This is a genomic window from Nocardia aurantia (assembly GCF_009604425.1).
GTDB classification, from domain to species: domain Bacteria; phylum Actinomycetota; class Actinomycetes; order Mycobacteriales; family Mycobacteriaceae; genus Nocardia; species Nocardia aurantia.
On the sequence record NZ_WEGI01000008.1, the window covers coordinates 58,818 to 83,076 of the forward strand.

The 24,259-nt window shown below is 68.4% G+C and carries 19 protein-coding genes; 12 read left to right on the top strand and 7 right to left on the bottom strand.

Annotated elements, in window-relative coordinates; all coding sequences use genetic code 11:
• Positions 1-261: 261 nt before the first annotated feature.
• The 8 genes from NRB56_RS18765 (at position 262) to hpf (ending at position 10,117) form a co-directional block, all read left to right on the top strand.
• Positions 262-1,383, top strand: coding sequence for an alkane 1-monooxygenase (locus NRB56_RS18765; RefSeq protein WP_153344417.1), 1,122 nt, complete (start codon positions 262-264; stop codon positions 1,381-1,383).
• A gap of 91 nt (positions 1,384-1,474) precedes the next feature.
• The gene (ahcY, locus tag NRB56_RS18770; protein ID WP_153343987.1) at positions 1,475-2,950 is read left to right on the top strand and encodes an adenosylhomocysteinase; all 1,476 of its coding nucleotides are present in this window, start codon (positions 1,475-1,477) and stop codon (positions 2,948-2,950) included.
• A gap of 110 nt (positions 2,951-3,060) precedes the next feature.
• Entirely contained in the window at positions 3,061-3,708 is a 648-nt protein-coding gene (locus NRB56_RS18775) for a dTMP kinase (RefSeq protein WP_153343989.1), read from the top strand.
• A 78-nt stretch (positions 3,709-3,786) separates the two neighbouring features.
• Positions 3,787-4,464: an MtrAB system response regulator MtrA gene (mtrA, locus tag NRB56_RS18780; RefSeq protein WP_019930985.1), complete on the top strand. Its 678-nt coding sequence runs from the start codon at positions 3,787-3,789 to the stop codon at positions 4,462-4,464.
• Positions 4,461-6,455 (top strand): MtrAB system histidine kinase MtrB, encoded by a 1,995-nt coding sequence (gene mtrB / locus NRB56_RS18785; protein ID WP_319943192.1) that lies wholly within the window; start codon positions 4,461-4,463, stop codon positions 6,453-6,455. Before mtrA ends, mtrB begins: the two co-directional genes overlap by 4 nt.
• A complete protein-coding gene (gene lpqB / locus NRB56_RS18790) occupies positions 6,452-8,275 on the top strand; it encodes an MtrAB system accessory lipoprotein LpqB (protein ID WP_153343992.1) in 1,824 nt (607 codons plus the stop codon). The genes mtrB and lpqB overlap by 4 nt, the downstream gene beginning before the upstream one ends.
• A gap of 181 nt (positions 8,276-8,456) precedes the next feature.
• Entirely contained in the window at positions 8,457-9,101 is a 645-nt protein-coding gene (locus tag NRB56_RS18795; RefSeq protein WP_153343994.1) for a ComF family protein, read from the top strand.
• Between the two features lie 323 nt (positions 9,102-9,424).
• The gene (hpf, locus tag NRB56_RS18800; protein WP_406603506.1) at positions 9,425-10,117 is read left to right on the top strand and encodes a ribosome hibernation-promoting factor, HPF/YfiA family; all 693 of its coding nucleotides are present in this window, start codon (positions 9,425-9,427) and stop codon (positions 10,115-10,117) included.
• A gap of 42 nt (positions 10,118-10,159) precedes the next feature.
• Here the strand turns inward: hpf and bluB are convergent, their stop codons facing one another.
• The 6 genes from bluB to NRB56_RS18830 form a co-directional block, all read right to left on the bottom strand.
• Positions 10,160-10,795, bottom strand: a complete 636-nt coding sequence (bluB, locus tag NRB56_RS18805; protein ID WP_319943194.1) for a 5,6-dimethylbenzimidazole synthase — start codon at positions 10,793-10,795, stop codon at positions 10,160-10,162.
• A 76-nt stretch (positions 10,796-10,871) separates the two neighbouring features.
• The gene (locus tag NRB56_RS18810) at positions 10,872-12,131 is read right to left on the bottom strand and encodes a fatty acid desaturase family protein (protein WP_153343998.1); all 1,260 of its coding nucleotides are present in this window, start codon (positions 12,129-12,131) and stop codon (positions 10,872-10,874) included.
• A 97-nt stretch (positions 12,132-12,228) separates the two neighbouring features.
• Positions 12,229-13,791 (bottom strand): fatty acid desaturase, encoded by a 1,563-nt coding sequence (locus tag NRB56_RS18815; protein ID WP_319943195.1) that lies wholly within the window; start codon positions 13,789-13,791, stop codon positions 12,229-12,231.
• 81 nt (positions 13,792-13,872) lie between these two features.
• Positions 13,873-15,021 carry a ferredoxin reductase gene (locus tag NRB56_RS18820; protein WP_153344423.1) on the bottom strand — a complete coding sequence of 383 codons (1,149 nt, stop codon included), beginning with the start codon at positions 15,019-15,021 and terminating at the stop codon, positions 13,873-13,875.
• A 141-nt stretch (positions 15,022-15,162) separates the two neighbouring features.
• The gene (locus tag NRB56_RS18825) at positions 15,163-15,720 is read right to left on the bottom strand and encodes a DUF6912 family protein (protein WP_153344427.1); all 558 of its coding nucleotides are present in this window, start codon (positions 15,718-15,720) and stop codon (positions 15,163-15,165) included.
• A 25-nt stretch (positions 15,721-15,745) separates the two neighbouring features.
• Positions 15,746-17,128, bottom strand: coding sequence for a WS/DGAT/MGAT family O-acyltransferase (locus NRB56_RS18830; RefSeq protein WP_319943196.1), 1,383 nt, complete (start codon positions 17,126-17,128; stop codon positions 15,746-15,748).
• A gap of 537 nt (positions 17,129-17,665) precedes the next feature.
• Here NRB56_RS18830 and NRB56_RS18835 point away from each other — a divergent pair.
• Complete coding sequence (locus tag NRB56_RS18835; protein ID WP_153344000.1) at positions 17,666-18,100, top strand: Rv3235 family protein; 435 nt, start codon at positions 17,666-17,668, stop codon at positions 18,098-18,100.
• Between the two features lie 348 nt (positions 18,101-18,448).
• A complete protein-coding gene (gene secA / locus NRB56_RS18840) occupies positions 18,449-21,316 on the top strand; it encodes a preprotein translocase subunit SecA (RefSeq protein ID WP_319943197.1) in 2,868 nt (955 codons plus the stop codon).
• Between the two features lie 373 nt (positions 21,317-21,689).
• Here the strand turns inward: secA and NRB56_RS18845 are convergent, their stop codons facing one another.
• A complete protein-coding gene (locus NRB56_RS18845; protein ID WP_319943198.1) occupies positions 21,690-22,373 on the bottom strand; it encodes a MerR family transcriptional regulator in 684 nt (227 codons plus the stop codon).
• 282 nt (positions 22,374-22,655) lie between these two features.
• Here NRB56_RS18845 and NRB56_RS18850 point away from each other — a divergent pair, with 282 nt between their 5' ends.
• Positions 22,656-23,129, top strand: coding sequence for a hypothetical protein (locus NRB56_RS18850; protein WP_153344002.1), 474 nt, complete (start codon positions 22,656-22,658; stop codon positions 23,127-23,129).
• Between the two features lie 45 nt (positions 23,130-23,174).
• Complete coding sequence (locus NRB56_RS18855; RefSeq protein WP_153344004.1) at positions 23,175-24,068, top strand: ROK family protein; 894 nt, start codon at positions 23,175-23,177, stop codon at positions 24,066-24,068.
• The last annotated feature ends 191 nt before the right edge of the window (positions 24,069-24,259 follow it).

Below are 24,259 nucleotides of genomic sequence, written 5' to 3' on the forward strand. Positions count from 1 at the left end.
CCACAGTGCGAACGCGGTGCTGTCGGGCATTTGCCTGCTGTGCGCTGACTGTGCAGGGCTATAGCAAACGCCTGTTTTCCCGTGTTGAAAAACACCGACCGGTATGTATCAAATACAACTTTCGGACGGATCCGACTGGCGTCGGGAGCGTCAGGTCTGTACATATCTACTGGCGGCGATTCGGAGTTTTCTTATAGTGGAGTTAGCGTGCAAACGGTAGGCAAACAGTCGGGCTCGGTGGATCCCAAGCGGTACCTCTGGATGCTCGGACTGCTCGTGCCCGCCACCGCGCTGCTGCCCTCGCAACTGGTCTACCGGACCGGGTTCACGGTGTTCTGGTGGATCGGCCCGATCATCATCCTCATCGCGATCCCGTTGCTGGACTGGGTCGTCGGTGAGGACGGCAGCAATCCCCGCGACGAGGACTACGCGCGACTGACCGGCGATCGGTACTACCGGTGGTGCACCTACCTGTTCCTGCCCATCCAGCTGATCAGCCTGCTCATCGCCGCCGCGATGTGGGCGGGCGACGATCTGAGCGTGCTGGACAAGCTGGGCCTGGCGACCACGATCGGCCTCGTCGGCGGTATCGCGATCAACGCCGCGCACGAACTCGGTCACCGGGTGGAGTCGTCGGAGCGGTGGCTGTCGAAAATCGTGCTGGCACAGTCGGCTTACGGCCATTTCTACGTCGAGCACAACCGCGGGCATCACGCCCGCGTCGCCACTCCCGAGGATCCGGCCAGCGCGCGGCTGGGCGAGACGCTGTGGGAGTTCCTGCCCCGGACCGTCGCGGGCGGCTATCGGTCCGCGGTGCATCTGGAACGGGAACGCTTGCAGCGCAGGGGTCGTCGCTTCTGGAGTGTGCAGAACAACCTGCTGCAGGCCTGGGTGATGACGCTGGTGCTGTTCGGCGCGCTGCTGGGCATCTTCGGGCTGAAGATCCTGCCGTACCTGTTGCTGCAGGCCGTGATCGGCGCGTGGCTGCTGGAGACGGTGAACTACATCGAGCACTACGGCCTGTTGCGCGGCAAGCGGCCCAACGGGAGCTGGGCGCGCTGCGCGCCGGCGGACAGCTGGAACAGCGATCGGCTCGTCACCAACATCTTCCTGTTCCATCTGCAACGGCACAGCGACCATCACGCCAACCCGGGCCGCCGCTATCAGACACTGCGCAGCACGGCGGAGTCGCCGCAGTTGCCGGCCGGGTATGCGACCATGATCCTGCTGGCCATCGTGCCCGCGATCTGGCGCCGGGTCATGGATCCTCGGGTGCTGGCGCACTACGGCGGCGACATCTCCCGCGCGAACATCGCGCCCCGCAAGCGGACTCGCATCATCGCGGCACACGGCGGCGGGGACGGTCTCACCGCCGCGGCCTGAACCCGGCCGAAAACCGATGAGCCCCCTTGCGTACCGTGTACGCATCGGGGCGACTAGTCTCTCCGGTATACACGCCGACCAGGAGAGGCAGATGACGACCGCAGTGAGCAGCAAGATGACTGCCGACCACCGCAATGGGATCGATTTCAAGGTGGCGGACCTGTCCTTGGCCGAGTTCGGCCGCAAGGAGATTCGGCTGGCCGAGCACGAGATGCCCGGCCTGATGGCGTTGCGGCGGGAGAACGCGGAGGTGCGGCCGCTGCAGGGCGCGCGCGTGTCCGGCTCGCTGCACATGACCGTCCAGACGGCCGTGCTGATCGAAACCCTGGTCGAGTTGGGCGCGGAGGTCCGCTGGGCCTCCTGCAACATCTTCTCCACCCAGGACCACGCCGCCGCGGCCGTGGTGGTGGGCCCGCACGGCACCATCGACGAGCCCAAGGGCGTGCCGATCTTCGCCTGGAAGGGCGAGACGCTCGAGGAGTACTGGTGGGCCTGTGAGCAGGCGCTGACCTGGCCGGGCGAGCCGGCCAACATGATCCTCGACGACGGTGGCGACGCGACGATGCTGGTGCTGCGCGGCGCCCAGTTCGAGCAGGCCGGCGTCATCCCGCCGGACGACGAGACCCATTCCACCGAGTACAAGGTGTTCCTGAACCTGCTGCGCGAGCGGTTCGAGACCGACAAGGCCAAGTGGAGCGAGCTGGCGAAGTCGGTGCGCGGCGTCACCGAGGAGACCACCACGGGCGTGCTGCGGCTGTACCAGTACGCGGCCGCCGGTGAGCTGACCTTCCCGGCGATCAACGTCAACGACTCGGTCACCAAGAGCAAGTTCGACAACAAGTACGGCACCCGGCACTCGCTGATCGACGGCATCAACCGCGGCACCGATGTGCTCATCGGCGGCAAGAAGGTGCTGATCTGCGGCTACGGCGACGTGGGCAAGGGCTGTGCCGAGTCGATGGCCGGCCAGGGCGCGCGCGTGCAGGTCACCGAGATCGACCCGATCAACGCGCTGCAGGCGCTGATGGACGGCTTCGACGTGGTCACCGTCGAGCAGGCCATCGGCGACGCGGACATCGTGATCACGGCGACCGGCAACAAGGACATCATCACCCTCGACCACATGAGGGCGATGAAGGATCAGGCGATCCTGGGCAACATCGGCCACTTCGACAACGAGATCGATATGGCCGGCCTGGAGCGCTCCGGCGCCTCGCGGCTGAACATCAAGCCGCAGGTGGACCTGTGGACGTTCGAGAAGTCGGGCAAGGCCATCCTGGTGCTCTCCGAGGGGCGGCTGCTGAACCTCGGCAACGCCACCGGTCACCCGTCGTTCGTGATGTCGAACAGCTTCTCCAATCAGGTGATCGCCCAGATCGAGCTGTGGACCAAGCCGGACGAGTACGACAACGAGGTCTACCGCCTGCCGAAGGCGCTGGACGAGAAGGTCGCCCGCATCCACGTGGAGGCCCTCGGCGGCACCCTCACCAAGCTGTCCAAGGATCAGGCCGAGTACATCGGCGTGGACGTGGAGGGCCCGTACAAGCCGGAGCACTACCGGTACTGATTCGTTGTCCCGCTGGGCCTTCCGGCCCGGCGGGCGGCGGCCGGTCCGGTGGCGGCGGGTTCCGCCGGTGCCTCGCGGATCTGTCGGAGGTGGGCGGTAGCCTGCTCGACATGGGTGCGTTGGTGGTGGTGGAAGGGCTCGACGGCGCGGGCAAGCGCACGCTCATCGAGACCGTGCTCGGGCAGCTCCGGGCACACGGTCGGCGGGTGGCCACGCTGGCGTTCCCGCGCTACGGGCGGTCGGTGCACGCCGACCTGGCGGCCGAGGCGTTGCGCGGCCGGCACGGCGATGTGGCCGCCTCGGTGAATGCCATGGCGTTGCTGTTCGCGCTGGACCGGGCCGAGGCGCGGGACGAATTGGCGAAACTGCTGGCGGACAACGACATCGTGCTGCTCGATCGCTACGTCGCCTCCAATGCCGCCTACAACGCCGCCCGCACGGGTCAGTCCGCCGATGGTGAAATCGCCTCGTGGGTCGCGGAATTGGAATTCGGCCGGTTCGAACTCCCGGTTCCCGATCTGCAGGTGCTGCTGGACGTTCCGGTCGAACTGGCCGCCGAACGGGCCCGCCGCCGTGGCGAACTCGACAGTGCGCGGGCGCTCGACGCGTACGAACGCGACGAAGCCCTGCAACAACGCACCGCCGCGGTTTATCGTGGGTTGGCCGAATCGAACTGGCACGGTCCGTGGCGGGTGTACGGAGCCCATGACGATCCGGCATCATTGACCGCGTGCCTATCGGAAATACTTGCCCGATAGGGTTGGATGTGCGTCGGTACCGTACCAGTGTTGGCGGGATTGCCCGTTCCGAGCCGGAGAGATGACAACATAGTAGTTATGAAGCCGAAGATTCTCGTCGTCGACGACGATATGGCGCTCGCCGAGATGCTCACGATCGTCTTGCGCGGCGAGGGTTTCGACCCGCACGTGGTCGGCGACGGCACGCAGGCGCTCAGCGCGGTCCGGGAGATTCGCCCGGATCTGGTGTTGCTGGATCTGATGCTGCCGGGCATGAACGGCATCGATGTCTGCCGGGTGTTGCGCGCCGATTCGGGCGTGCCGATCGTGATGCTGACGGCGAAGACGGACACGGTGGACGTCGTGCTCGGCCTGGAGTCGGGGGCCGACGACTACATCGTCAAGCCGTTCAAGCCGAAGGAGCTGGTGGCCCGGGTCCGGGCGCGGTTGCGCCGGACCGAGGAGGAGCCGGCCGAGCTGCTGTCCATCGCGGACATCGTCATCGACGTGCCCGCGCACAAGGTCACTCGCGCCGGTCAGCAGATCTCGCTGACCCCGCTGGAGTTCGACCTGTTGGTGGCGCTGGCCCGTAAGCCACGCCAGGTCTTCACCCGTGAGGTGTTGCTGGAACAGGTCTGGGGTTACCGGCACGCCGCCGACACCCGCCTGGTCAATGTCCATGTTCAGCGGCTGCGTGCCAAGGTCGAGAAGGATCCGGAGAACCCCGAGATCGTGCTGACCGTCCGGGGTGTCGGTTACAAGGCCGGACCGCCGTGATCGCTGCACCCAGAAACCGCCTCGAGCGGTTACTGGCGGCAGCGGTGGCCTGGTTCAAGTCCGTGGGCGAGTCCCTGGGCCACGTTTGGCGACGGTCGCTGCAACTGCGCGTCGTCGTCTCCACGCTCACCCTGTCACTGATCGTCATCGTGATCCTGGGCGTGGTTCTGACCAGCCAGATCACCGATCGGCTGCTGGACGCGAAGATCAACGCGGCCGTCGAGGAGATGGGCCGTGCCCGCAGCACGGTGGAGACCCAGCTCAACGGCGTGCACGATTCGAGCACCCAGCAGTCCCGGCTGGACGATGCCCTGCGCGCGCTGTCCTCGGGCTCCAGCCCGCAGGCCGGCAGCGCCGCGGCCGGCAGTTTCGACGCCGCGCTGCTCATGACCAACGACAACGGGCAGGAGATCACCGCCGGCCCGACCCAGGAGATCCCGGCGGAGTTGCGCCGGTTCGTCCAGCAGAACCAGGTCAGCTACCAGTTCGCGACGGTGTCCGACGCGGAGGGTTACCACGGGCCGGTGCTGCTGATCGGCAGTCCGAGCGCACAGGTCTCCACGCTCGAGGTCTACCTGATCTTCCCGCTGACCAACGAGGAACGCAGCCTCTCGCTGATGCACGGCACCATGCTGGTCGGCGGTGTCGTGCTGCTGGTGCTGCTCGCCGCGATCACCGCGCTGGTCACCCGGCAGGTGGTGCTGCCCATCCGGTCCGCGGCCCGGATCGCGACCCGATTCGCCGACGGCCGCCTCAAGGAACGGATGGTGGTCCGCGGTGAGGACGACATGGCCAGATTGGCGATGTCGTTCAACGAGATGGCCGAGAGCCTGTCCACGCAGATCACCCAGCTGGAGGAGTTCGGTAACCTGCAGCGCCGCTTCACCTCCGACGTCAGCCACGAACTGCGCACCCCGCTGACCACCGTCCGGATGGCCGCCGACCTGATCCACGGCTCGAGCGACGAACTCGATCCGGCCCTGGCCCGCAGCGCCGAATTGCTGGTCACCGAACTGGACCGGTTCGAGGGCCTGCTCAACGACCTGCTGGAGATCAGCCGCCATGACGCCGGCGTGGCCGAACTCCAGGTGGAATCGCTGGACGTGCGGATGTGCGGCCGTGCCGCGTTGTCGATGGTGCGGCATCTGGCCAAGGAGTCCGGCGTCGAACTCGTGGTCGACCTGCCGGAGGAGCCGGTGGTCGCGGAGGTTGATCCGCGCCGCGTGGAACGCGTGCTGCGCAACCTGCTGGCCAACGCGATCGACCACAGCGAGGGCAAACCGGTGCTGATCCGCATGCGCGGGGACGCCGACGCCAACGCGGTGGGGATCGTGGTGCGGGATCAGGGTATCGGGTTGCGGCCCGGTGAGGAGAAGTTGGTGTTCAACCGGTTCTGGCGGTCGGATCCGTCGCGAATGCGGCGGTCCGGCGGTACCGGCCTGGGCCTGTCGATCAGTGTCGAGGACGCGCATCTGCACGAGGGCAAGCTGGAGGCGTGGGGCGAACCCGGCGTCGGCGCCAGCTTCCGGCTGACCCTGCCGATGGTGCGGGGCCGCAAACTGGGCAACAGCCCGCTGCCGCTGGAACCGCCGCGGCGCCGGCAGCCGATCGAGCCGCAGCCGGCTCCGGAGGCCCCGGAATCGACCGACACCCCTGCAGCATCGACCGACACCCCTGCCGCATCGACCGAATCCCCTGCCGCGCAGGCGGATTCGACCGCGCGCCCGCAGCAGCCGGGGCCGGGCCGGATCGACCCGGACGCGGTCCCGCCGCTGCACCAGCTGCTGGCCGATGTCGACACGGCCCACGGCCACCCCGACATGATCGACGACGGCCTGCTCGGCGAGATCGCCGCCGAGGAGGCCGCCGACAGCTCGAACTCCAACGGCTCGGCCCCGACTCGGGGCCCGGCACCGGGCACGAGCAACGGCACGGCCGGGGGTGACCGATCAAATACCCCGGAGCGCACCGATACCGGGGACGCGTCATGAGAGTGCGGTCCGGATCCCGGGACATCCGCACTCGGCTAGGGGTGATCCTCTCGGCCCTGCTCGTGTTCGCCGGGTGCGCCAATCTGCCGGATTCGTCGGCGCCGCAGGCACTCGGCACGCTCGACAAGGAACCGACCTCCGCCGGGCCACCGACCCCGGTGGCCGGCCGCGAGCCCGACTCGCTGTTACGGGATTTCCTGCAGGCCACCGCTGATCCCACGAATCATCACCAGACCGCTCGTCAGTATCTGACTCCCGAAGCCGCCTCGTCCTGGGACGACACCGCCGGCACGGTGATCATCGAGAAGCAGCCGGACACCCTGCGTGAATCCGGCACGATGGATTCGACCACCTACCACGTCCGGGCCCACAAACTGGGCGATCTCGACGCGGACGGCTCGTTCCGGGCCGCCACCACCTCCGTCGAATACCGCTTCGACATGACCAAGGTCGGCGGCGAGTGGCGGATCGACGAACTGCCCGCCGGCGTGGTCATCGAGGACGCCGCCTTCACCAAGTCCTATCGGCGTTACCCGCTGTTCTTCCCGAACACCGCGGGCAGCGCGGTGGTGCCGGATCTGCGCTGGGTCGCGCTGCGCAAGGATCAGCTCGCGCCGCGGCTGCTGTCGATGCTGCAGGACGGCCCGGAGCAGACGCTCGCCCCCGCGGTGCGCGACATGCTCTCCGGCGCGGTCACGGTGCACGGCCCGATCACCAAGCCCAACGGCGATCCGGAGGGGGCGGGTGTGAGTCCGGGCGGGGTGCAGATCGACTTCACCGGCGCCTCCGCCCTCGATCAGCACAGCCGGGAACTGCTGGCCGGTCAGGTGGTGCTCACCCTGTACGGCGCCGAGATCTTCGGCCCCTACTTCCTGACCGGCGACGGCAAACCGCTCGACGATCGGTTCGCCGCGAGCGGCTGGTCCCAGAACGATGTGAGTTATCTGAATCCGTCGGTGGTACACAACAAGATCGGGCTGCACGCCGTGCGTGACGGCTCGCTGGTTCGCGTGGAATCGGGTAGGCCCGAGGTGGTTCCGACGCCCGGATACTTCGGCTCGGCGCACAACCTGCAATCGGTCGCGCTGTCGCAGGACGGGCAACTGGTCGCGGCGATCGCCGACAACGGCCATCCGGCGCCCGAACCGTCGCGGACCCTGATCATCGGCTCCTACGACGGCAACGCCCTGTTCTCGCTGGCGCAGGGCACCGGTTTCACCCGGCCGTCCTGGACCGCCGACGGCAGCGCCGCCTGGACCGTCGTGGACGGCGACCGGGTGATCCGGGCCGTCCACGACCACGCCACCGGCAACGTGGCGCCGCAGGAGGTCGACATCTCCGCCCTGCTGTCGGTCCCGGTGTCGGTCTCCGACCCGGCGCCCCGGCTGCCGATCACCGAACTGCGGATCTCGCGCTCCGGCGCCCGGGTGGCGCTGATCGCCGGGGGCAAGGTGTTCGTGGCGACGGTCGCCCAGCGGGCCGACGGGCAGTACGCGCTGACCTCGCCCCTGCCGGTCGCGGCGACGCTGAGCACCTCCGCGGTCTCGCTGGACTGGATCACCGAGGACAGCATCGTGGTGATCCGCGAGGGCAACGTGGACCCGGTGGAGCGCGTCGACATCGACGGCTTCCAGCCCAATCCCGAGACCAGCCAGAACCTCACCTCCCCGCTGCGGGTGGTCAGCGCCTCGCCGGACGGGCAGTACATCGCCGACGCCCGCGCGGTCATGCAACTACAGGCCGCGGAGCCCAACAGCGAACGGATCTGGCGCGAGGTCCCCGGCCTGGGACCCACCGCGACCCCGGTTCTGCCGGGCTGAGACCGCGGGACCGGGTTTCGGTGCTCGGAAGCAGTACGCCGATGCGGAAAGGGTCTCACGCAACCGGTCGCCATCGCGGAGCGCCGGGCATTCCGGCCGCTGCCTCGTGGCAGGCTCGGTACCGGGTGCGGGAATGGCCGCGAATAGCTGGTCTGTCGGTGCCGGCCCCGATAATCGGCGGATGCGGACACTGCTGGATCTGATCCTGCCGCAGGATTGCGCCGGTTGCGGGCGGCCGGGGGTGGGGTGGTGCGCGGACTGCGCGGAAGGTCTCGTGCGACAACCCGTGCGGGTGTGGCCCCGGTCGGATCCGGGGGTGCCGTGCTGGGCGCTGGGCCGCTACGCCGGTCCGCGCCGGCGGGCGGTGGTGGCGGTGAAGGAACATCATCGGCGGGAATTGGTCGCGCCGCTCGGACGGGAATTGGCCCGGGGCCTGGCGGCGCTGCGCACCCCCGGGCGGCCGTTGGTGCTGGTGCCGGCGCCGGTCCGGCGTGTCGCGGTGCGGCGGCGTGGGGGAGATCCGGTCGGCCGGGTCGCGCGGGTCGCCGCGAGTTTGCTAACCGATTGCCAGGTGGCGCCGATGCTGCTGGCGGACCGGGGTGTGCGGGACTCGGTGGGCCTCGGCCCGGCGCAGCGCCGGCGCAATCTAGCAGGGCGGATCATCGTGTCGGCCGGTTCGCTGCCGACGAGCCTGCGGCACCCGGATGCCGAGGTGGTGCTGGTCGACGATGTCCTCACCACGGGGGCCACCGCATGCGAGTCGGTGCGTGTCCTGACCGGCGTCGGAGTACCCATCCGGGCCGTTGTGGTGACCTCCGTGGCGTGAATGGGAGAAATTTGCGTGAACACTGGCGGATCGGTCGCTGGGGGCCTAGCGTGGGGTCCTAGAGCGAACCCGAACCCAGAGTTTGGAGGTGGCGCCTCGAACGACCTTCGTGCCGAGTTCCCAGTGCGAGACGAGTGGGACTGGATCTGCGGGACCAGGCGGCAGCCGGCGTCATCACGATGGACCTCCCTCGCAATCATCGCAATCGGCCGATTCGGCACGAATGATTCCCGCCGCACGAGATCAGATAGTGCGGCCAGATCCGGGAGGTACGCGTGACGACTTCACGTCCTTCAGTCCAAGAAGCAGACCCTTCGGTTCGTATCGACGCGGAGGAATCCACCGCGTTCGACGGCGCGGGGCATCCGACAGCCGAACCGCCTCGCACACCACGCGCGGACGTCGTGGTGAAGGGCCGCAACGTAGAAGTTCCGGACCATTATCGAGTCCATGTCGCCGACAAGCTCGCGCGACTCGAACGCTTCGATTCGTCGATCTATCTGTTCGACGTCGAACTCTTCCACGAACGAAATCGCCGCCAGCGCAAGGCATGTCAGCGGGTGGAGATCACCGCGCGGGGCCGGGGCCCGGTGGCCCGGGCCGAGGCCTGCGCCGACAGTTTCTACGCGGCCCTCGAGCTGGCCGCCCAGAAGCTGGAAAGCCGCTTGCGGCGCACCAAGGACCGTCGACGAGTGCACTACGGGGAGAAGACGCCCGTCTCGGTCGCCGAGGCCACGGCCGATCTGATCGATGACACGATCGCCGTCCGCCCCCAGGATTCGTCACATGCCGCTGAGCCGGGGTCGATCGACTCGCTCGCGGAGGAGGGCGCCGGGCCCGGGCACATCGTCCGGACCAAGGTGCATCCGGCGAATCCGATGTCCGTCGACGACGCCCTCTATCAGATGGAACTCGTCGGCCACGATTTCTTCCTGTTCCAGGACAAGGAATCCGACCGTCCGTCGGTGGTCTATCGCCGTCACGCGTTCGACTACGGATTGATCCGTCTCGCGTAGTGCCGTCCGGGGCCCGGTGGTCGAACCGGGCCCCGCACTTCGTCACTGCCGGTAGTTCTCCCAGTGCACCGCGTCCGCCAGGGCGCGACGATCCCGCCAGCCGAACCGTTCCAGATCCGGCACCTGCTGGAATTCGTGCACCGGGCCCGTGCACAGCCAGGCCACCGGGCGCACGCCCGGCGGCAGCGCGATGAGGTCGGTGAGGTAGGCGGTGTCGTAGAAGCTGACCCAGCCGACCCCCACCCCCTCGGCGGTGGCGGCGAGCCAGAGGTTCTGAATCGCGAGAATGGTCGAGTACAAACCGGTTTCGGGCACGCTGGCCCGGCCGAGGATGTGCTGACCGCCGCGCCCGTCGTCGTGGGTGACCACGATGCCGGTACCGCTCTCGGTGATGCCCTCGATCTTGATCGGTTCGAAGGTGCGCGCCCGCTCCGGCGGCAGCGAGTCCCGGAACTCGCGGCGTTTGCCGGCGACGTGAGCGGCGAACTGCCGCAACGTCTCCGGCTTGCGCACGACGACGAAATCCCAGGGCTGTGAATTCCCGACGCTGGGTGCGCGATGCGCGGCGTCGAGGATTCGCAGGAGCGTGGCATCGTCCACGACCTCGCCGGTGAATTCGGCGCGCACATCGCGCCGGCGGCGAATCACCTCGTAGATTTCCGAACCTTCAGCAGACACGGCTACCAGTGAAGCAGAATGCCATTTCCGCTTGTCGGAAGGGTGACCAATACCCTCGGCCGGGCCGAGTTACCGATCAGCCCGCGTTCGCGGCGACCGGGATCCGGGCGCTGTCGCCACGGCGGCGGCGCTCCCGCAGCGCGGTGCGCAGGCCGCGGCGCCGGCCGGTGGCCGGGTCGAGGACCGACAGGCCGCCGAAGGCACGCTCCGACTTGGTCTCCGGCGCATCGTCGGTGCCGCGGCGCAGGTACTTGTTGGGCAGCGACAGCTTCATGATGGTCCGCCACGCCTTGGCGTACTGCACCGGCAGCGAACCGGTGGTGTACGGCAGGTCGTACTTCTCGCACAGGGCCCGTACCCGGACCGCGATGTCGCGGTACCGATTGCTCGGCAGGTCCGGGAAGATGTGGTGCTCGATCTGATGCGACAGGTTGCCGGTCATGAAATGCATGAGCCGGCCGCCGGAGATGTTGGCGCTGCCGAGCATCTGCCGCAGATACCACTCGCCCTGGGATTCGTTGTCGCAGTCGAACTTCGTGAACTTCTCGGCGCCGTCCGGGAAATGCCCGCAGAAGATCACCGCGTTGGTCCACAGGTTGCGGACGATATTGGCCGCGATGTTGGCGGTGAGGGTGGACAGGAAGAACGGACCGGTCAGCAACGGGAACACCAGATAGTCCTTGGTGACCTGCCTGCCGATCTTCTTCAGCACCAGGGTGCGGTCGCGTTCGAACTGCTTCCGCTCCGGGCTGTCCTTCGTCCACTTCTTCTTCGCGAGCTTGCCCAGTTCCAGGTGCTGGATCGCGACGCCGTATTCGAAGAACGTCTGCAACAGCAGGTTGTACAGCGGCTGGCCCAGATAGAAGGGTGACCAGCGCTGGTCACGGGTGACGCGCAGCAGGCCGTAGCCGATGTCGTCGTCCATGCCCAGCACATTGGTGTACTTGTGGTGCAGGAAGTTGTGGGTGATCTTCCAGTGCTCGGACGGGCCGGCGTTGTCCCATTCCCAGTTGGCGGAATGGATCTCGGGATCGTTCATCCAATCCCACTGGCCGTGCATCACATTGTGGCCGATCTCCATGTTCTCGATGATCTTGGCCGTGCCGAGCAGGGCGACGCCGGCCAGCCAGGCCGGCGGGAAGATGCTCGCGAACAACACCGCGCGGCCGGAGATCTCCAGCCCGCGCTGCAGGCGGATGACATTGCGGATGTAGGCGGCGTCCTTCTCGCCCCGGGAGGATTCGATCTCGCGGCGGATCGCATCGAGTTCCGCGCCGATCGCTTCCACATCTTCCGGGGTCAGGTGGGCGTATTCCTTCACGTCCGATATCGCCATACGGGTTACCTTACCGTAGGTTACGGCGGCGTAGGTTGACCCCGGAACGATTCACAGCTGTGGCGTACACCGCATTGTGATCGTGACCGAAGTGTGCCTAAGCGTTGCCACCCGCGTACCGGAAGATTGCCGATCCGAGCGCTATGCTCCGCTGCCGATTCCCGGCCCGGCGCAGGCGTCGCGTCGACTTCTCGCGACGCGCCTTTTCCTGCAGGGCCAGCCCGGCCTCGCGCAACGACTCCTTTTCCTGCCTGGCCTTCTCCTGCAATGCCCGCTTGGCCTCGCGCAGGGCCGCCTTCTCCTGCCGCGCCTTCTCCCGGAGAGCGGATCGGGCCTCGGTCATGGCCGAGCGCAATCCCCGGCGACGGCCGGTCACCGGATCGATGCCCGGCCAATGCTGTTCCGCCCACTGCTCGGTGCGCTCCGCCCACGATTCGGTGCGTTCTGCCCACGATTCGGTGCGTTCTGCCCACGATTCGGTGCGTTCTGCCCAGGATTCGGTGCGTTCCGACAGCGCGGGCAGGGTCAGCCCGGCGAATTTCCGCTCCGAGGAGGTCTCGGGCGCGTCGTCGGCGGTGCGGCGCAGGAAGCGGTCCGGCAGCGCCAGCTTGTGGATGGTCCGGAAGGCGAGCAGATACTGCCTGCCCAGCGAGCCGGTGGTGTACGGCAGGTCGTACTTGTCGCACAGTTCCCGCACCCGCACCGACACCTCGGCATAGCGGTTGCTCGGCAGGTCGGGGAACAGGTGATGTTCGATCTGGTAGCAGAGGTTGCCGCTCATGAACGCCATCGGCGCGCCCGCGCGGAAATTCGCGCTGCCCAGCATCTGCCGCAGATACCACTCGGCCCGGGTCTCGCCGGCGAACTGCTCCTCGCTGAATTTCTCGGCGCCGTCCGGGAAATGGCCGCAGAAGATCACCGCGTAGGCCCACAGGTTGCGGATCAGGTTCGCGGTCAGATTGGCCTTCAGCGTCTGCTTCCAGCCCGGTCCGGTCAGTGCCGGATGGATGACGAAATCCTTCGCCACCTGGCGGCCGGCCTTCCGGAGGAATTGCTTGTTCGGTTCGGACAGCAGGTTGCTGCGCGGCACATCGGCCTGGAGTTTCTCGATCTTCAGATCGTGCAGCGCGATACCCCACTCGAACAGCGCGGCCAGGATCAGATTCGCCACCGGCTGGGCGAGATTGATCGGCTTCCACTGCTCGTCGCGGGTCATGCGGAGAATGCCGAAGCCCACGTCGTCGTCCATGCCGACGATGTTGGTGTACGTGTGGTGCGAGTAGTTGTGCGCGCGCTTCCACTGGCCGGAGGTGCCGGTCATATCCCACTCCCAGGTGGTGGAGTGGATCTCCGGATCGTTCATCCAATCCCATTGCCCGTGGCTGATGTTGTGCCCGAGCTCCATGTTCTCGATGATCTTGGCGACCGACAGCATGGCCGTGCCGGCCACCCACGCCCAGCGCTTACGTCCGGCGAAAAGGGTTGCGCGCCCGGCTGTTTCGAGAATCCGCTGGGCCCGGATGGTACCCCGGATGTAGCGCGCGTCGCGCTCGCCCAGGGACTGCTCGACCGATCGGCGCAGCGCATCGAGCTCGTTTCCGAGCGCCTCGATATCGGACGCCGTCAGATGCGCGTACGCCTTGATGTCGGTGATCGCCACCGGCCGGTCCTTCCGTGCGAACGTGAGAGCGGATCCCGTCGGGCCCCGCCTCGAGGGTAACGGTCCTCGGTGAATGGATACCTAAACGTTCAGTGTGCAATCACCGGCGGCCGCGGAAATGCACGTCTGCACCTTTTCCCCGGTGGTGTGCTCGACTCCGTTGCGCAGGTCGCGCACGTGACCGTCGGTGATCGCGACCACGCAGGTCTGGCAGATGCCCATGCGGCAGCCGAACGGCATCTGCACCCCGACGCTCTCGCCGGCCTGCAGCAGGCTGGTGGCGCCGTCGACGGTGGTGCTGCGGCCGGTGCGGGCGAAGGTCACGGTGCCGCCCTCGCCGACCGACGAGCGCGGAATCTCGAACCGCTCCACATGCAGACGATCGGCGATTCCTGCTGCGGCCCAATGGTTCTCGATATCGTTGAGCATCGGCAGCGGACCGCAGGCCCAGGTCTGCCGCTCGCGCCAGTCGGGGAACAGCGAGTCCAGCTCGGCCAGGGCGAACTTGCCGTGCTCACCGGTGAGGTGGACGTGCGAGACGAAGCCCGGATGCCGGTCGTGCATCGCCTGTAGTTCGGCGCCGAACATCACATCGTCCGCGGTCCGGGCGGAGTGCACGTGGATCGCGTCGGGCATGTTGGCCCGCCGATCCATCGTGCGCAGCATCGCCATGACCGGGGTGATCCCGCTGCCCGCGGTGAGGAACAGCGCCTTCGCCGGCGGCGGCTCGGGCAGCACGAAACCGCCCTGCGGCGCGGCCAGGCGCACGATCGTGCCCACCGGGACGCCGCTGACCAGGTGACTGGACAGGAAGCCCTCCGGCATCGCCTTCACCGCGATCGAGATGAGCCGCTTGCGGCGATTGTCGGGGTCGGTCCAGTTCGGCGGGCAGGTCAGCGAATACGACCGCCAGTGCCAGCGGCCGTCGACCAGCACCCCGATGCCGATGTACTGGCCCGGGGTGAACGTGAAGTCGAAGCCCCAGCCGGGTTTGATCACCAGCGTGACCGCATCGGCGGTCTCCCGGCGCACCTCGACGATCCGGCCGCGCAGTTCGCGCGCCGACCACAGCGGGTTGACCAGGTGCAGATAGTCGTCGGGCAGCAGCGGCGTGGTGATGCGGGCAGCCGCGCCGCGCAGCGCGTTCAGCCGGGTCCGACCGGCCGTCTTCGCCTCGGCAACCGGGGCTTCCAGCCACTCCCGGAGACCGTGTACCGATTTCAGGACCATTCTGCTGCTGCTCATTTCCTCTGGAGGCGATGTGCCGGACGGGCGACTTCCAGGACCAGGTTACGGGAACGTAGGTTACCGTGCGGAGGGAGCTCGATCACGTGGCCGCGGCGGGGAATCGCCGTCGCGGACGGCGCCGGATCAGAGCAGTTCGAGCAGGAACGGCAGTTCCTGGGTGGCGTACCAGGCCAACTGGTGGTCCTCGGCGTCGCCGAGGATGAACTCGGCGTCCTCGCTGCCGAGATCGGCGGCGTCGATCACGGTGACGGCCTTGGCCACCTCGGGTTCGGCCTCGGCGAGGTCGACGTGCACCGAGGCGATCCGGTCGTAGCCGATCGCGGCGGACAGCCGGACCACGCCCGCGTCCAGATCCGGCCGGGAGATCGCGCCGGTGACGTCGGCGGCGATCACCGCGCGGCGGTACACGGGAGCGTGGTAGTGGCCCTCTCCCTCCGCGTCCGGCTCGCCGGGTCCGGCGTCGGCGGCGCTCGCGTCCTCGCGTTCCTGGGCAAGCAGCCGCAGCGAGGCCCGGGCCGCCTCGCTCATCGCGACCTCGGCCAGTTCCTCGTCGTCGCCGTAGGCGTACGCCTCCCGCAGCGCGGGTGTGACCGCGAACGCGGTGTCGTTGATCGCGCGGATCTCCCGCGCGGTCACCAGTTCGCGCAGCATCGCGACGGTCGCGGGCACGTACACCCGCATTGTGCCGCCGTTGGACCGCTTGTCCTCACTGGGCGCAGGCACCGAGCATCTCCTCCATGGATTCGTGCATCGCCGCGGACAGTACTCCGATATCGGCCATGGCATCGCGATCGGCGTTGAGTCCGTAGAAGACCTGACCGTCGTAGGCGGTGATGCCGATAGTGGACGCCTGATTGCGCAGCAGCGGCGACACCGGATACATCTCCAGCATGCGCGCGCCGCCGAGATACATGGGCTGGGCCGGGCCCGGCGCGTTCGTGATCACCAGATTGAACGTGTGATCGGCGAACGTACTGGCCGAGCGCACGCTCAGCGCGTGCAGGCTGGCCGGTGCGAAATTCGGCAGCTGGACCAGCTTCCGGCGTGTCGTGTCGAGCCGGCGCCGGGTTCCCGCGGTGGTGGCGTGCCGGATGTGCGACAGCCGCATCACCGGATTCGGTTCGCCGACGGGGAGGTCCACCAGGATGGATTCGGCCGGGCGCGGCCGTTCGAACAGCGCGGCCGGGACCACCGCCCGCAGTACCTCGGATTCGACCAGCACCCGGCCGCGAGCCTGCAGGAAGATGCGCAGCGCGCCGGTCACCACCGCGAGGATGGCGTCGTCGAGGGAGCAGCCCGCGTTGCTGCCGATCGCGCGGTAGTCGGCCAGATCGGTGCGCACCACGTCGAACCGCCGGTGCCGGGAGGTCTGCGTGTTGAACGGACTGCCGGGCACAGCCGCGCCGCGCACCGCCGAGACCATCTTCTCCACCGCGCGTCCCGCGGCGCCGACCAGCGGTGACGCGTCCGAACCGGCCTGCCACAGCAGTTCCAGCGCGCTGCCGGGCTGACCGGCCAGCTCGACCAGCGACCGGGCCAGCAATTGCGCCTCGCCCGGTTCCTGCGCCGCGGCCCAGCTGTCGCCGGCGATCGCGCGCGGCGCCGGGCCGCTGTCGAACAGCACCTGACCGATCTCGACCGCGCCCCGGCCGTCGACCAGCGCCGAATGCGTCTTGGTGAGCACCGCGCGGCGGCCGCCGGACAGGCCCTCGATCAGGTACATCTCCCACAGCGGCCGCGTGTGGTCCAGCGGCCGCGACGTCAGCCGGGCCACCAGCTCGAACAACCGGTCGTCGGCCCCCGGGCCGGACAGCGAGACGCGGCGCAGATGGAAGCCCAGATCGAAGCGGACATCGTCCACCCAGACCGGGCGGCCCAGCGCGAACGGGACCTCCCGGACCCGGTGCCGGTAGCGGGGGACCAGCGGCAGGCGGGCGGCGACCAGGCCGGTCAGGCCGTCGTAGTCCAGCGGCGCGCCCGCCGGGTCGTCGGGGTCGCCCATGATCGCCAGCGAGCCGACGTGCATCGGATTGCGGCTCGACTCGAGCCGATAGCACGCCGCATCCTGCGGCGTCAGCCTCGTGATCACCGTGCCGGACTCCTTCGTGCCGGATACCGCTGTCCATTGTCGTGCCTCACGACGCCTTCGTCCGCCGACCTTCGGGGAAGTTGTGGCATTTCGTGATCGGGTGGCAAGCTGGGCCCGTTCGTCGCAAGGGGAGTCGACACACCGAGGGGGTTGTGGATGTCCGATCGGCAGACGTCCCGCGCGCTGTTGCCCGCGCCCGCATTCGAACCGCCTCTGGAGCGGTCCGAATGCGGCGTGCCCGAATCTTCCCGTGTCACCGATATCTCCGGTGTTTCCGGGACTCTCGGCGTGTCACCGGTACGGCACGGCCTCCCGCCCCGGGAACGGCGCTCGGTCCCGCTCGGCCGGACCCCGGCGGCGTGCCCAGCCGCCGCGACCCCGGCCCGCCGGACCCCGGCGGTACCGCCGGGGCGAGATCCGGCAGCGCCGGCCGGTCGTGCCCCCACGGAGTCAGTTGGTCGTGCCGCCGCGAAATCGAACGGCCCCGCCGTGGCGGAGTCGGCCGGTCGTGCCGCCGCGAAATCGAACGGCCCTGCCGTGGCGGTGCTGGAAGGCTGTATCCCGGCCGAGGCGGGTAGCCGGGATCCGGAGGTGCCGGAGAGACCTCCCCTGCCGAATCGGGACGGCCGCGGCACGGCCTGTGTCGGCACCGAGGTCGACGTGGTCCGGCGATTCGCCGGGCGCGCGGTGCGGGTTGTGCTGGAGGTCGTCGACGGACGCCGGCCGGTGGCGCAGTTGACGCTGCTGGCGGATCCGACCGTGGTGGCGGCGGTGGCGACGGTGGTTCGTCTCGGCGCTGTCGAGCGGCGGCTCGGCCCGGCGGTGCTCGTGACGCTGGAGGTGGCGGTGAGCGGGCCGCGGGCCGCCGAGATCTTCGGCAGTTACGAACGTGGTGGCCGGCGATTCGCACTGGCCGCCCGGGTGCTGCACGGCCGCCAGGGATGGCGGCTGGCGGCGCTGCGGCTACGGTGAGTCCGGGGACCGGGCACCGCCCGGCACCTGCGGCGACGGCTCGGATGCCCCGGTGGCGCAATCCTGGTTCGGCGGTGGCACACTCGGCGTCGGCGGCCGGCGCGTCCGGTGCCGGTTCGGGCTCGTGCGGGTATCTGCGGCGGCCGTGCCGTGCGGCCGCGAGTGGGCATCGCGGGAGCGGGAGCCGGTCCGTCCGGGGTTACCGGGTGGGTTCCGCACCCGCGACGGCGCTTCCGGCGCCTGCGCCGGTGCGCGCTCGGCGCCTACGATGGAAGCCGCACTACCATGAACGTTGCTGCTGGGAGTAGCACGAAGAGACGACAACCGACCAGAGGACTGACGAGACCCGTGCCTGCGCTGACACTGACGAGGTTGCTACGTTTTGGTGAGGGTCGCACCGTCAAGCGGCTCGCGCATCTGGCCGACGAGGTCATCGCCCTGGACGAGGAGTACACCGCGCTCAGCGATGCGCAGCTGCGGGCGAAGACCGACGAGCTCCGGGAGCGCTACGCCGACGGCGAAACCCTGGACGAGTTACTGCTGGACGCCTTCGCCACCGCACGCGAGGCGTCCTGGCGCGTGCTCAACCAGAAGCACTACAAGGTGCAGATCATGGGCGGCGCCGCTCTGCACATCGGCAACATCGCCGAGATGAAGACCGGTGAGGGCAAGACCCTCACCTGTGTGCTCCCGGCCTATCTCAACGCGATCTCCGGCGACGGCGTGCACGTCGTCACCGTCAACGACTATCTCGCCAAGCGCGACGCGGAGTGGATGGGCCGCGTGCACCGCTTCCTCGGCCTCAGCGTCGGCGTGATCCTCGGCGGCATGAATCCGGCCGAGCGCCGGCAGGCCTACGCCTCCGACATCACCTACGGCACCAACAACGAGTTCGGTTTCGACTACCTGCGCGACAACATGACCCACTCGCTGGACGATCTGGTGCAGCGCGGGCACAACTTCGCCGTGGTCGACGAGGTCGACTCGATCCTCATCGACGAGGCCCGCACCCCGCTGATCATCTCCGGCCCGGCCGACGCCTCCAGCAAGTGGTACGCCGAATTCGCCCGCATCGCACCGCTTCTCAAGAAGGACGTGCACTACGAGGTGGACATCAAGAAGCGCACGATCGGCGTGCACGAGGCGGGTGTGGAGTTCGTCGAGGACCAGCTCGGCATCGAGAACCTGTACGAGGCGGCCAATTCGCCGCTGGTCAGCTACCTGAACAACTCCATCAAGGCCAAGGAGTTGTACACCCGCGACAAGGATTACATCGTCCGCAACGGCGAGGTCATCATCGTCGACGAGTTCACCGGCCGAATCCTGATGGGCCGCCGCTACAACGAGGGCATGCACCAGGCCATCGAGGCCAAGGAGGGGGTGGAGATCCAGCCCGAGAACCAGACGCTGGCCACCATCACCCTGCAGAACTACTTCCGCCTCTACGACAAGCTGTCGGGCATGACCGGTACCGCCGAGACGGAAGCGGCCGAGCTGCACCAGATCTACAGCCTCGGCGTGGTGCCGATCCCCACCAACAAGCCGATGGTCCGCAAGGATCAGGCCGACCTGATCTACAAGACCGAAGAGGCGAAGTACCAGGCGGTCGCCGACGACATCGCCGAGCGCAACGAGAAGGGCCAGCCGGTACTGGTCGGCACCACCTCGGTCGAGCGCTCGGAGTACCTGTCGAAGCTGTTGACCCGCAGGGGAATTCAGCACAACGTGCTGAACGCGAAGTTCCACGAGCAGGAAGCCCAGATCATCGCCGAGGCCGGTCGGCCCGGCGCGGTCACCGTCGCCACCAACATGGCCGGTCGCGGTACCGACATCGTGCTCGGCGGCAACCCGGACATCATCGCCGACCTGCTGCTGCGCAAACAGGGCCTGGATCCGGTCGAGACGCCCGACGAGTACGAGGCGCACTGGCTGCCGGCCCTGGAACGGGTCAAGGAACAGGCCGAGGCCGACGCCGAGGCGGTGCGCGACGCCGGTGGGCTGTACGTGCTGGGCACCGAGCGGCACGAGTCCCGACGTATCGACAACCAGTTGCGCGGCCGCTCCGGCCGGCAGGGCGACCCGGGCGAGTCCCGGTTCTACCTGTCGCTGGGCGACGAGCTGATGCGGCGCTTCAACGGCGCCGCGCTGGAATCGATCATGACCCGGCTCGCCCTGCCCGACGAGGTGCCGATCGAGGCGAAGATGGTGTCCCGCGCGATCAAGAGCGCGCAGACCCAGGTCGAACAGCAGAACTTCGAGATCCGCAAGAACGTGCTCAAGTACGACGAGGTGATGAACCAGCAGCGCACCGTGATCTACGCGGAGCGCCAGCGGATCCTGGCCGGCGAGGACATGGAGGGCCAGGTCCAGAACATGATCTCGGACGTGGTCTCCGCCTACGTCGACGGCGCCACCGCCGAGGGGTACGTGGAGGACTGGGATCTGGACAAGCTGTGGGGCGCGCTGAAGACGCTGTACCCGGTCAGCCTGAACCACAAGGATCTCACCGGCGAGAACGAGTTCGGCGAATTCGACGACCTGTCCCGCGAGGAACTCCAGGACGCCATCCTGGACGACGCGCACGAGGCGTACGAGCGTCGCGAGAAGGAGATCGACGGGCTCGCCGGCCCCGGCAGCATGCGCAACCTGGAACGCCAGGTGCTGCTGACCGTGCTGGACCGCAAGTGGCGGGAACACCTCTACGAGATGGACTACCTCAAGGAGGGCATCGGCCTGCGGGCCATGGCGCAGCGCGATCCGCTGGTCGAGTACCAGCGCGAGGGCTTCGACATGTTCCAGGGCCTGCTCGACGGGTTGAAGGAGGAGTCGGTCGGCTTCCTGTTCAACCTCCAGGTCGAGGTGCAGCAGGCGCCGCCGCAGCCCGCGGGCCTGCCGGTCGACCCGGGCCTGCGCTCCCCGGTCGGCGCGGGCGCCGGCCGTCCCGCGCTGCCCACCGACGACGAGATGCCCACCCCGCCCAACGGCACCGCCGTCCCCGCCGCCCTGCGCGCCCGCGGCATCGACGCCCCGACCGTCGGCGGCCTGCGCTACTCGGGCCCGGACGAGGGCGGCCGGGCCGCGGTGCACAGCGATGCCGAGGAGTACGGCGCGCCACACCACGCGGACGGCGGCCAGCAGACCCGCCGCGAGCGCCGCGAGGCCGCCCGCACCGAAGGCAAGCCGGAACGCGCACCGAAGTCCAAGCGGCGCAGGTAGTTTCGTGCCATACAACCGCGCCCGCCTCGAACCCGAGGCGGGCGCGGTTGTTTCGCCGCTGTGCGAGTGGTTCCGTGGGGCCGCCGCGGGCCTCGAATGCCGACGATCACGGCAAGCGGCGAGTTCTGGAATCGGGCACCGGCGGAGTGTGCGGCCGAACGTCGATCGAGCTGCTCCTGAACAGGAGGCGAGTCCCAGTCGAATTGTGGCCGAAACGAATCGCAACGGTCAGGCCCCGATCCGAGACGCACTGAATTGTGGCTGAACAGAAGTCGGCCATGCGGAGTCGGATTGCGGTCGAACACAAGGCTGTTCATTCGCGCGACCTGATCACGGCTACCCGGCATTCGGGCCGGCGAGGGCCGGTCGCGGTCTACTGGGTGGCGCGCGGTGGGGCGGGGATCTCGGCGCGGCGCTCGAAGGCCTGGCCGACGAGTTCCTCCACCGCACGGGTGACGATCAGGCGGGTGATGGCGAGATCGGTCTCCAGCTTGGTGCGGTCGCGGGCGGTTCGCTCGGAGCGTTCGTAGGCGTGGCCGGCCAGGTGGTAGAACAGCTCGGTCGCGTGATCGTCGGCGATGCGCTCGCAGTCGGCCCGCAGTCGCTCGACGAGTTCGAAGGCGGCCACCATCGGCACGCCGGAATCGACCAGGCGGGTAGCGAGGTCGCCGCAGCGCGGATTGTTCAGGCGATAGGCGTCCAATGGGTCGGCGCTCCCCGCGAGGGCCTCCTGCAGATAGCCGGGCAGTTCCGGCGTGGACTGTGCGGGGTGGTCCGGCGGTGTGGCGGTGGGGGGTTGGTCGGTCACGCCGAGTACGTCGGCGAGACCGTCGCCGCGGTCCCACGCCTCCAGCAGCTCGCGAATCCCGTTGAGCTTCATGCCCCGGCTGAGCAGGCGGCTGATGGTGTGCAACCGCTCGAGATGGTCCGGGCTGTAGTAGCCGATGCGGCCGCGCACGTCGGGGGAGGGCAGCAGGCCGCGCTCATGGTACACGCGAACACTGCGTACGGTGGTGTCCGCGGCCCGAGCCAGTTCGTCGATCGTGTATTCCGCCACCTGGGTGCACCCCCCATCTGTCGAGTGCTGCGAAGTGTTGCCGCAGAAAATGAGCCGCAGGGAAACGACTCGTTAAATGACGATACGTAGTACGGAAAGGGTTTGTCAACGTACCGTTACATAACGGCGGAACCTGTTGCCGCATTGCCCGTGGTGGACTACCGTTCGATTCACCGGCGTAGAGCGCTGGTATTACCGGGGACTGTGGAGCAGCCCTGACGACGCCTGACTTTCGGGATGCGCTGTTTGTCGTGCGCGTTCCCCTCGGCACCGGAGACGGCTATGACCACCACTCGGTATCTTGTACCGGCGATCCAGACGCGTCCCTCGCGCGCATCTGCGCCCCTTCCTCATGCTCCCGCCTCGCGTCCCGCGCAGTCGAAGCAGCAGCCCGCTTGCGCCGGCAGCCCCAACACCTGGGATCTCGACGCGGGCACCCCCGATTCCTGGCGCACCGCCGTCCAGACCTGCCGCAGTTGCCCGCTTTTCGCGGAGTGCGGCCGGCAGGCGCAGGCCCTGATCGCCCGGGGCGACGGTCCCCGCGCGGTGATCTGGGCCGGGGTGGCCTACGACAACGCGGGCAAGGTGGTCGAGAATCTCGACTGCCACCGGACCAATTCGGTCGACAACCGCCGCCCGCTGCGTATCATCCGGCACGGGGTGCGGCCCGAGGCCGTCGAGCCGGCCCCGGCCACACCGCGCCGGCACCTCGTACTCGGTCGCCCACTGCGCCCCACCGGCACCGGTGCGTACTGACCGGGCCGCGGCCGACGTGAAGGACTGTGTGACGGTGGGTATTTCATGACCATGCTGGCTCTGGAGATCGGCGCGGCCGGATTCGCGGTCAGCCGGCTCGACGACGACGTGGACGACGACGACGTCCTGCGGGCCCCCGCCCCCTCTCGCGGCGCCTGGAAACAGTGCCGCGAGATGCTGCTCGCGGCGGCCGCCGGTCAGGAGGTGACCGCGGTCGGCATCGGTTCCAGCGGTCCCATCGACATGTCCGCCGGGGTCATCGCGCCCGGCGATATCGCCGAGTGGCAGGCGGGTTTCGGCATCGTCGACGAGATGCGGAAGCTGTTCCCGGCGGCGGAGGTCCGGCTGGGTATCGACGGGGTCTGTATCTCGCTGGCGGAGCGCAATTTCGGTGCGGTCGGTCAGACGATGGACGCGCTGTCGATCTCGGTGTCGCACCACGTCACCGGCGGTGTCTCCGTCGGCGGGTTCGCGGTGGTGGGCCGGACCGGCAACGCCGGCAGCATCGGCCACGTCCTGGTGCCGGGCTTCGACGATCCGTGCGATTGCGGCGGCCGCGGCTGTGTGGACGCGGTCGCCGGTGGCGTGGCCGCGGTCCGCTGGGCGCGTGGACAGGGTTGGGGCGGAACGACTCCGGCCGAACTCGTGGATGCCGCGAGCGCCGGCGACGAGTCCGCGCTCGCGGCGCTGGTCCGGGCCGGTACCGCGCTCGGCCGGGCCATCTCCTCGGTGGCCGCCCTGATGGACCTGGACCTGGTGGTCGTGGGTGGCCTGCTGGCGCAACCGGGTTCGGCGCTGTGGCAGCCGATGCAGGAGGCGGTGGCGACGCATGCTCGCGTCAGTTACCTGCACGGGTTGCGTGTGGTGCCCTCTCCGCTGGGTGAATTCGGCGTGCTGGCGGGTGCCGGGGTACTGGCGGTGACCGCCGCCCAGGACTGATCGATACGTGCAGAAGGCCCGGACCGCGTTGCGGCCCGGGCTTTCTGCTGTTCGGCGGCTCGAAACCTTATCGGCAGGTTAAGGATCGGTGGTCCGCCTTGCGGATGCCCGGCGGCCGTGCAAGGTAGAGGGGTGGTCCGGTCCTTCCCACTATTGAATGAACCGCTATCTAACGGTACATTAGACACGTT

What these genes read in the sequence shown, in the direction of transcription:
- NRB56_RS18765 (WP_153344417.1), top strand. Translation starts at nt 262, where the DNA reads ATGCTCGGACTGCTCGTGCCCGCCACCGCGCTGCTGCCCTCGCAACTG.
- ahcY (WP_153343987.1), top strand. Translation starts at nt 1,475, where the DNA reads ATGACGACCGCAGTGAGCAGCAAGATGACTGCCGACCACCGCAATGGG.
- NRB56_RS18775 (WP_153343989.1), top strand. Translation starts at nt 3,061, where the DNA reads ATGGGTGCGTTGGTGGTGGTGGAAGGGCTCGACGGCGCGGGCAAGCGC.
- mtrA (WP_019930985.1), top strand. Translation starts at nt 3,787, where the DNA reads ATGAAGCCGAAGATTCTCGTCGTCGACGACGATATGGCGCTCGCCGAG.
- lpqB (WP_153343992.1), top strand. Translation starts at nt 6,452, where the DNA reads ATGAGAGTGCGGTCCGGATCCCGGGACATCCGCACTCGGCTAGGGGTG.
- NRB56_RS18795 (WP_153343994.1), top strand. Translation starts at nt 8,457, where the DNA reads ATGCGGACACTGCTGGATCTGATCCTGCCGCAGGATTGCGCCGGTTGC.
- NRB56_RS18810 (WP_153343998.1), bottom strand. Translation starts at nt 12,131, where the DNA reads ATGGCGATATCGGACGTGAAGGAATACGCCCACCTGACCCCGGAAGAT.
- NRB56_RS18820 (WP_153344423.1), bottom strand. Translation starts at nt 15,021, where the DNA reads ATGGTCCTGAAATCGGTACACGGTCTCCGGGAGTGGCTGGAAGCCCCG.
- NRB56_RS18825 (WP_153344427.1), bottom strand. Translation starts at nt 15,720, where the DNA reads ATGCGGGTGTACGTGCCCGCGACCGTCGCGATGCTGCGCGAACTGGTG.
- NRB56_RS18850 (WP_153344002.1), top strand. Translation starts at nt 22,656, where the DNA reads ATGACCACCACTCGGTATCTTGTACCGGCGATCCAGACGCGTCCCTCG.
- NRB56_RS18855 (WP_153344004.1), top strand. Translation starts at nt 23,175, where the DNA reads ATGACCATGCTGGCTCTGGAGATCGGCGCGGCCGGATTCGCGGTCAGC.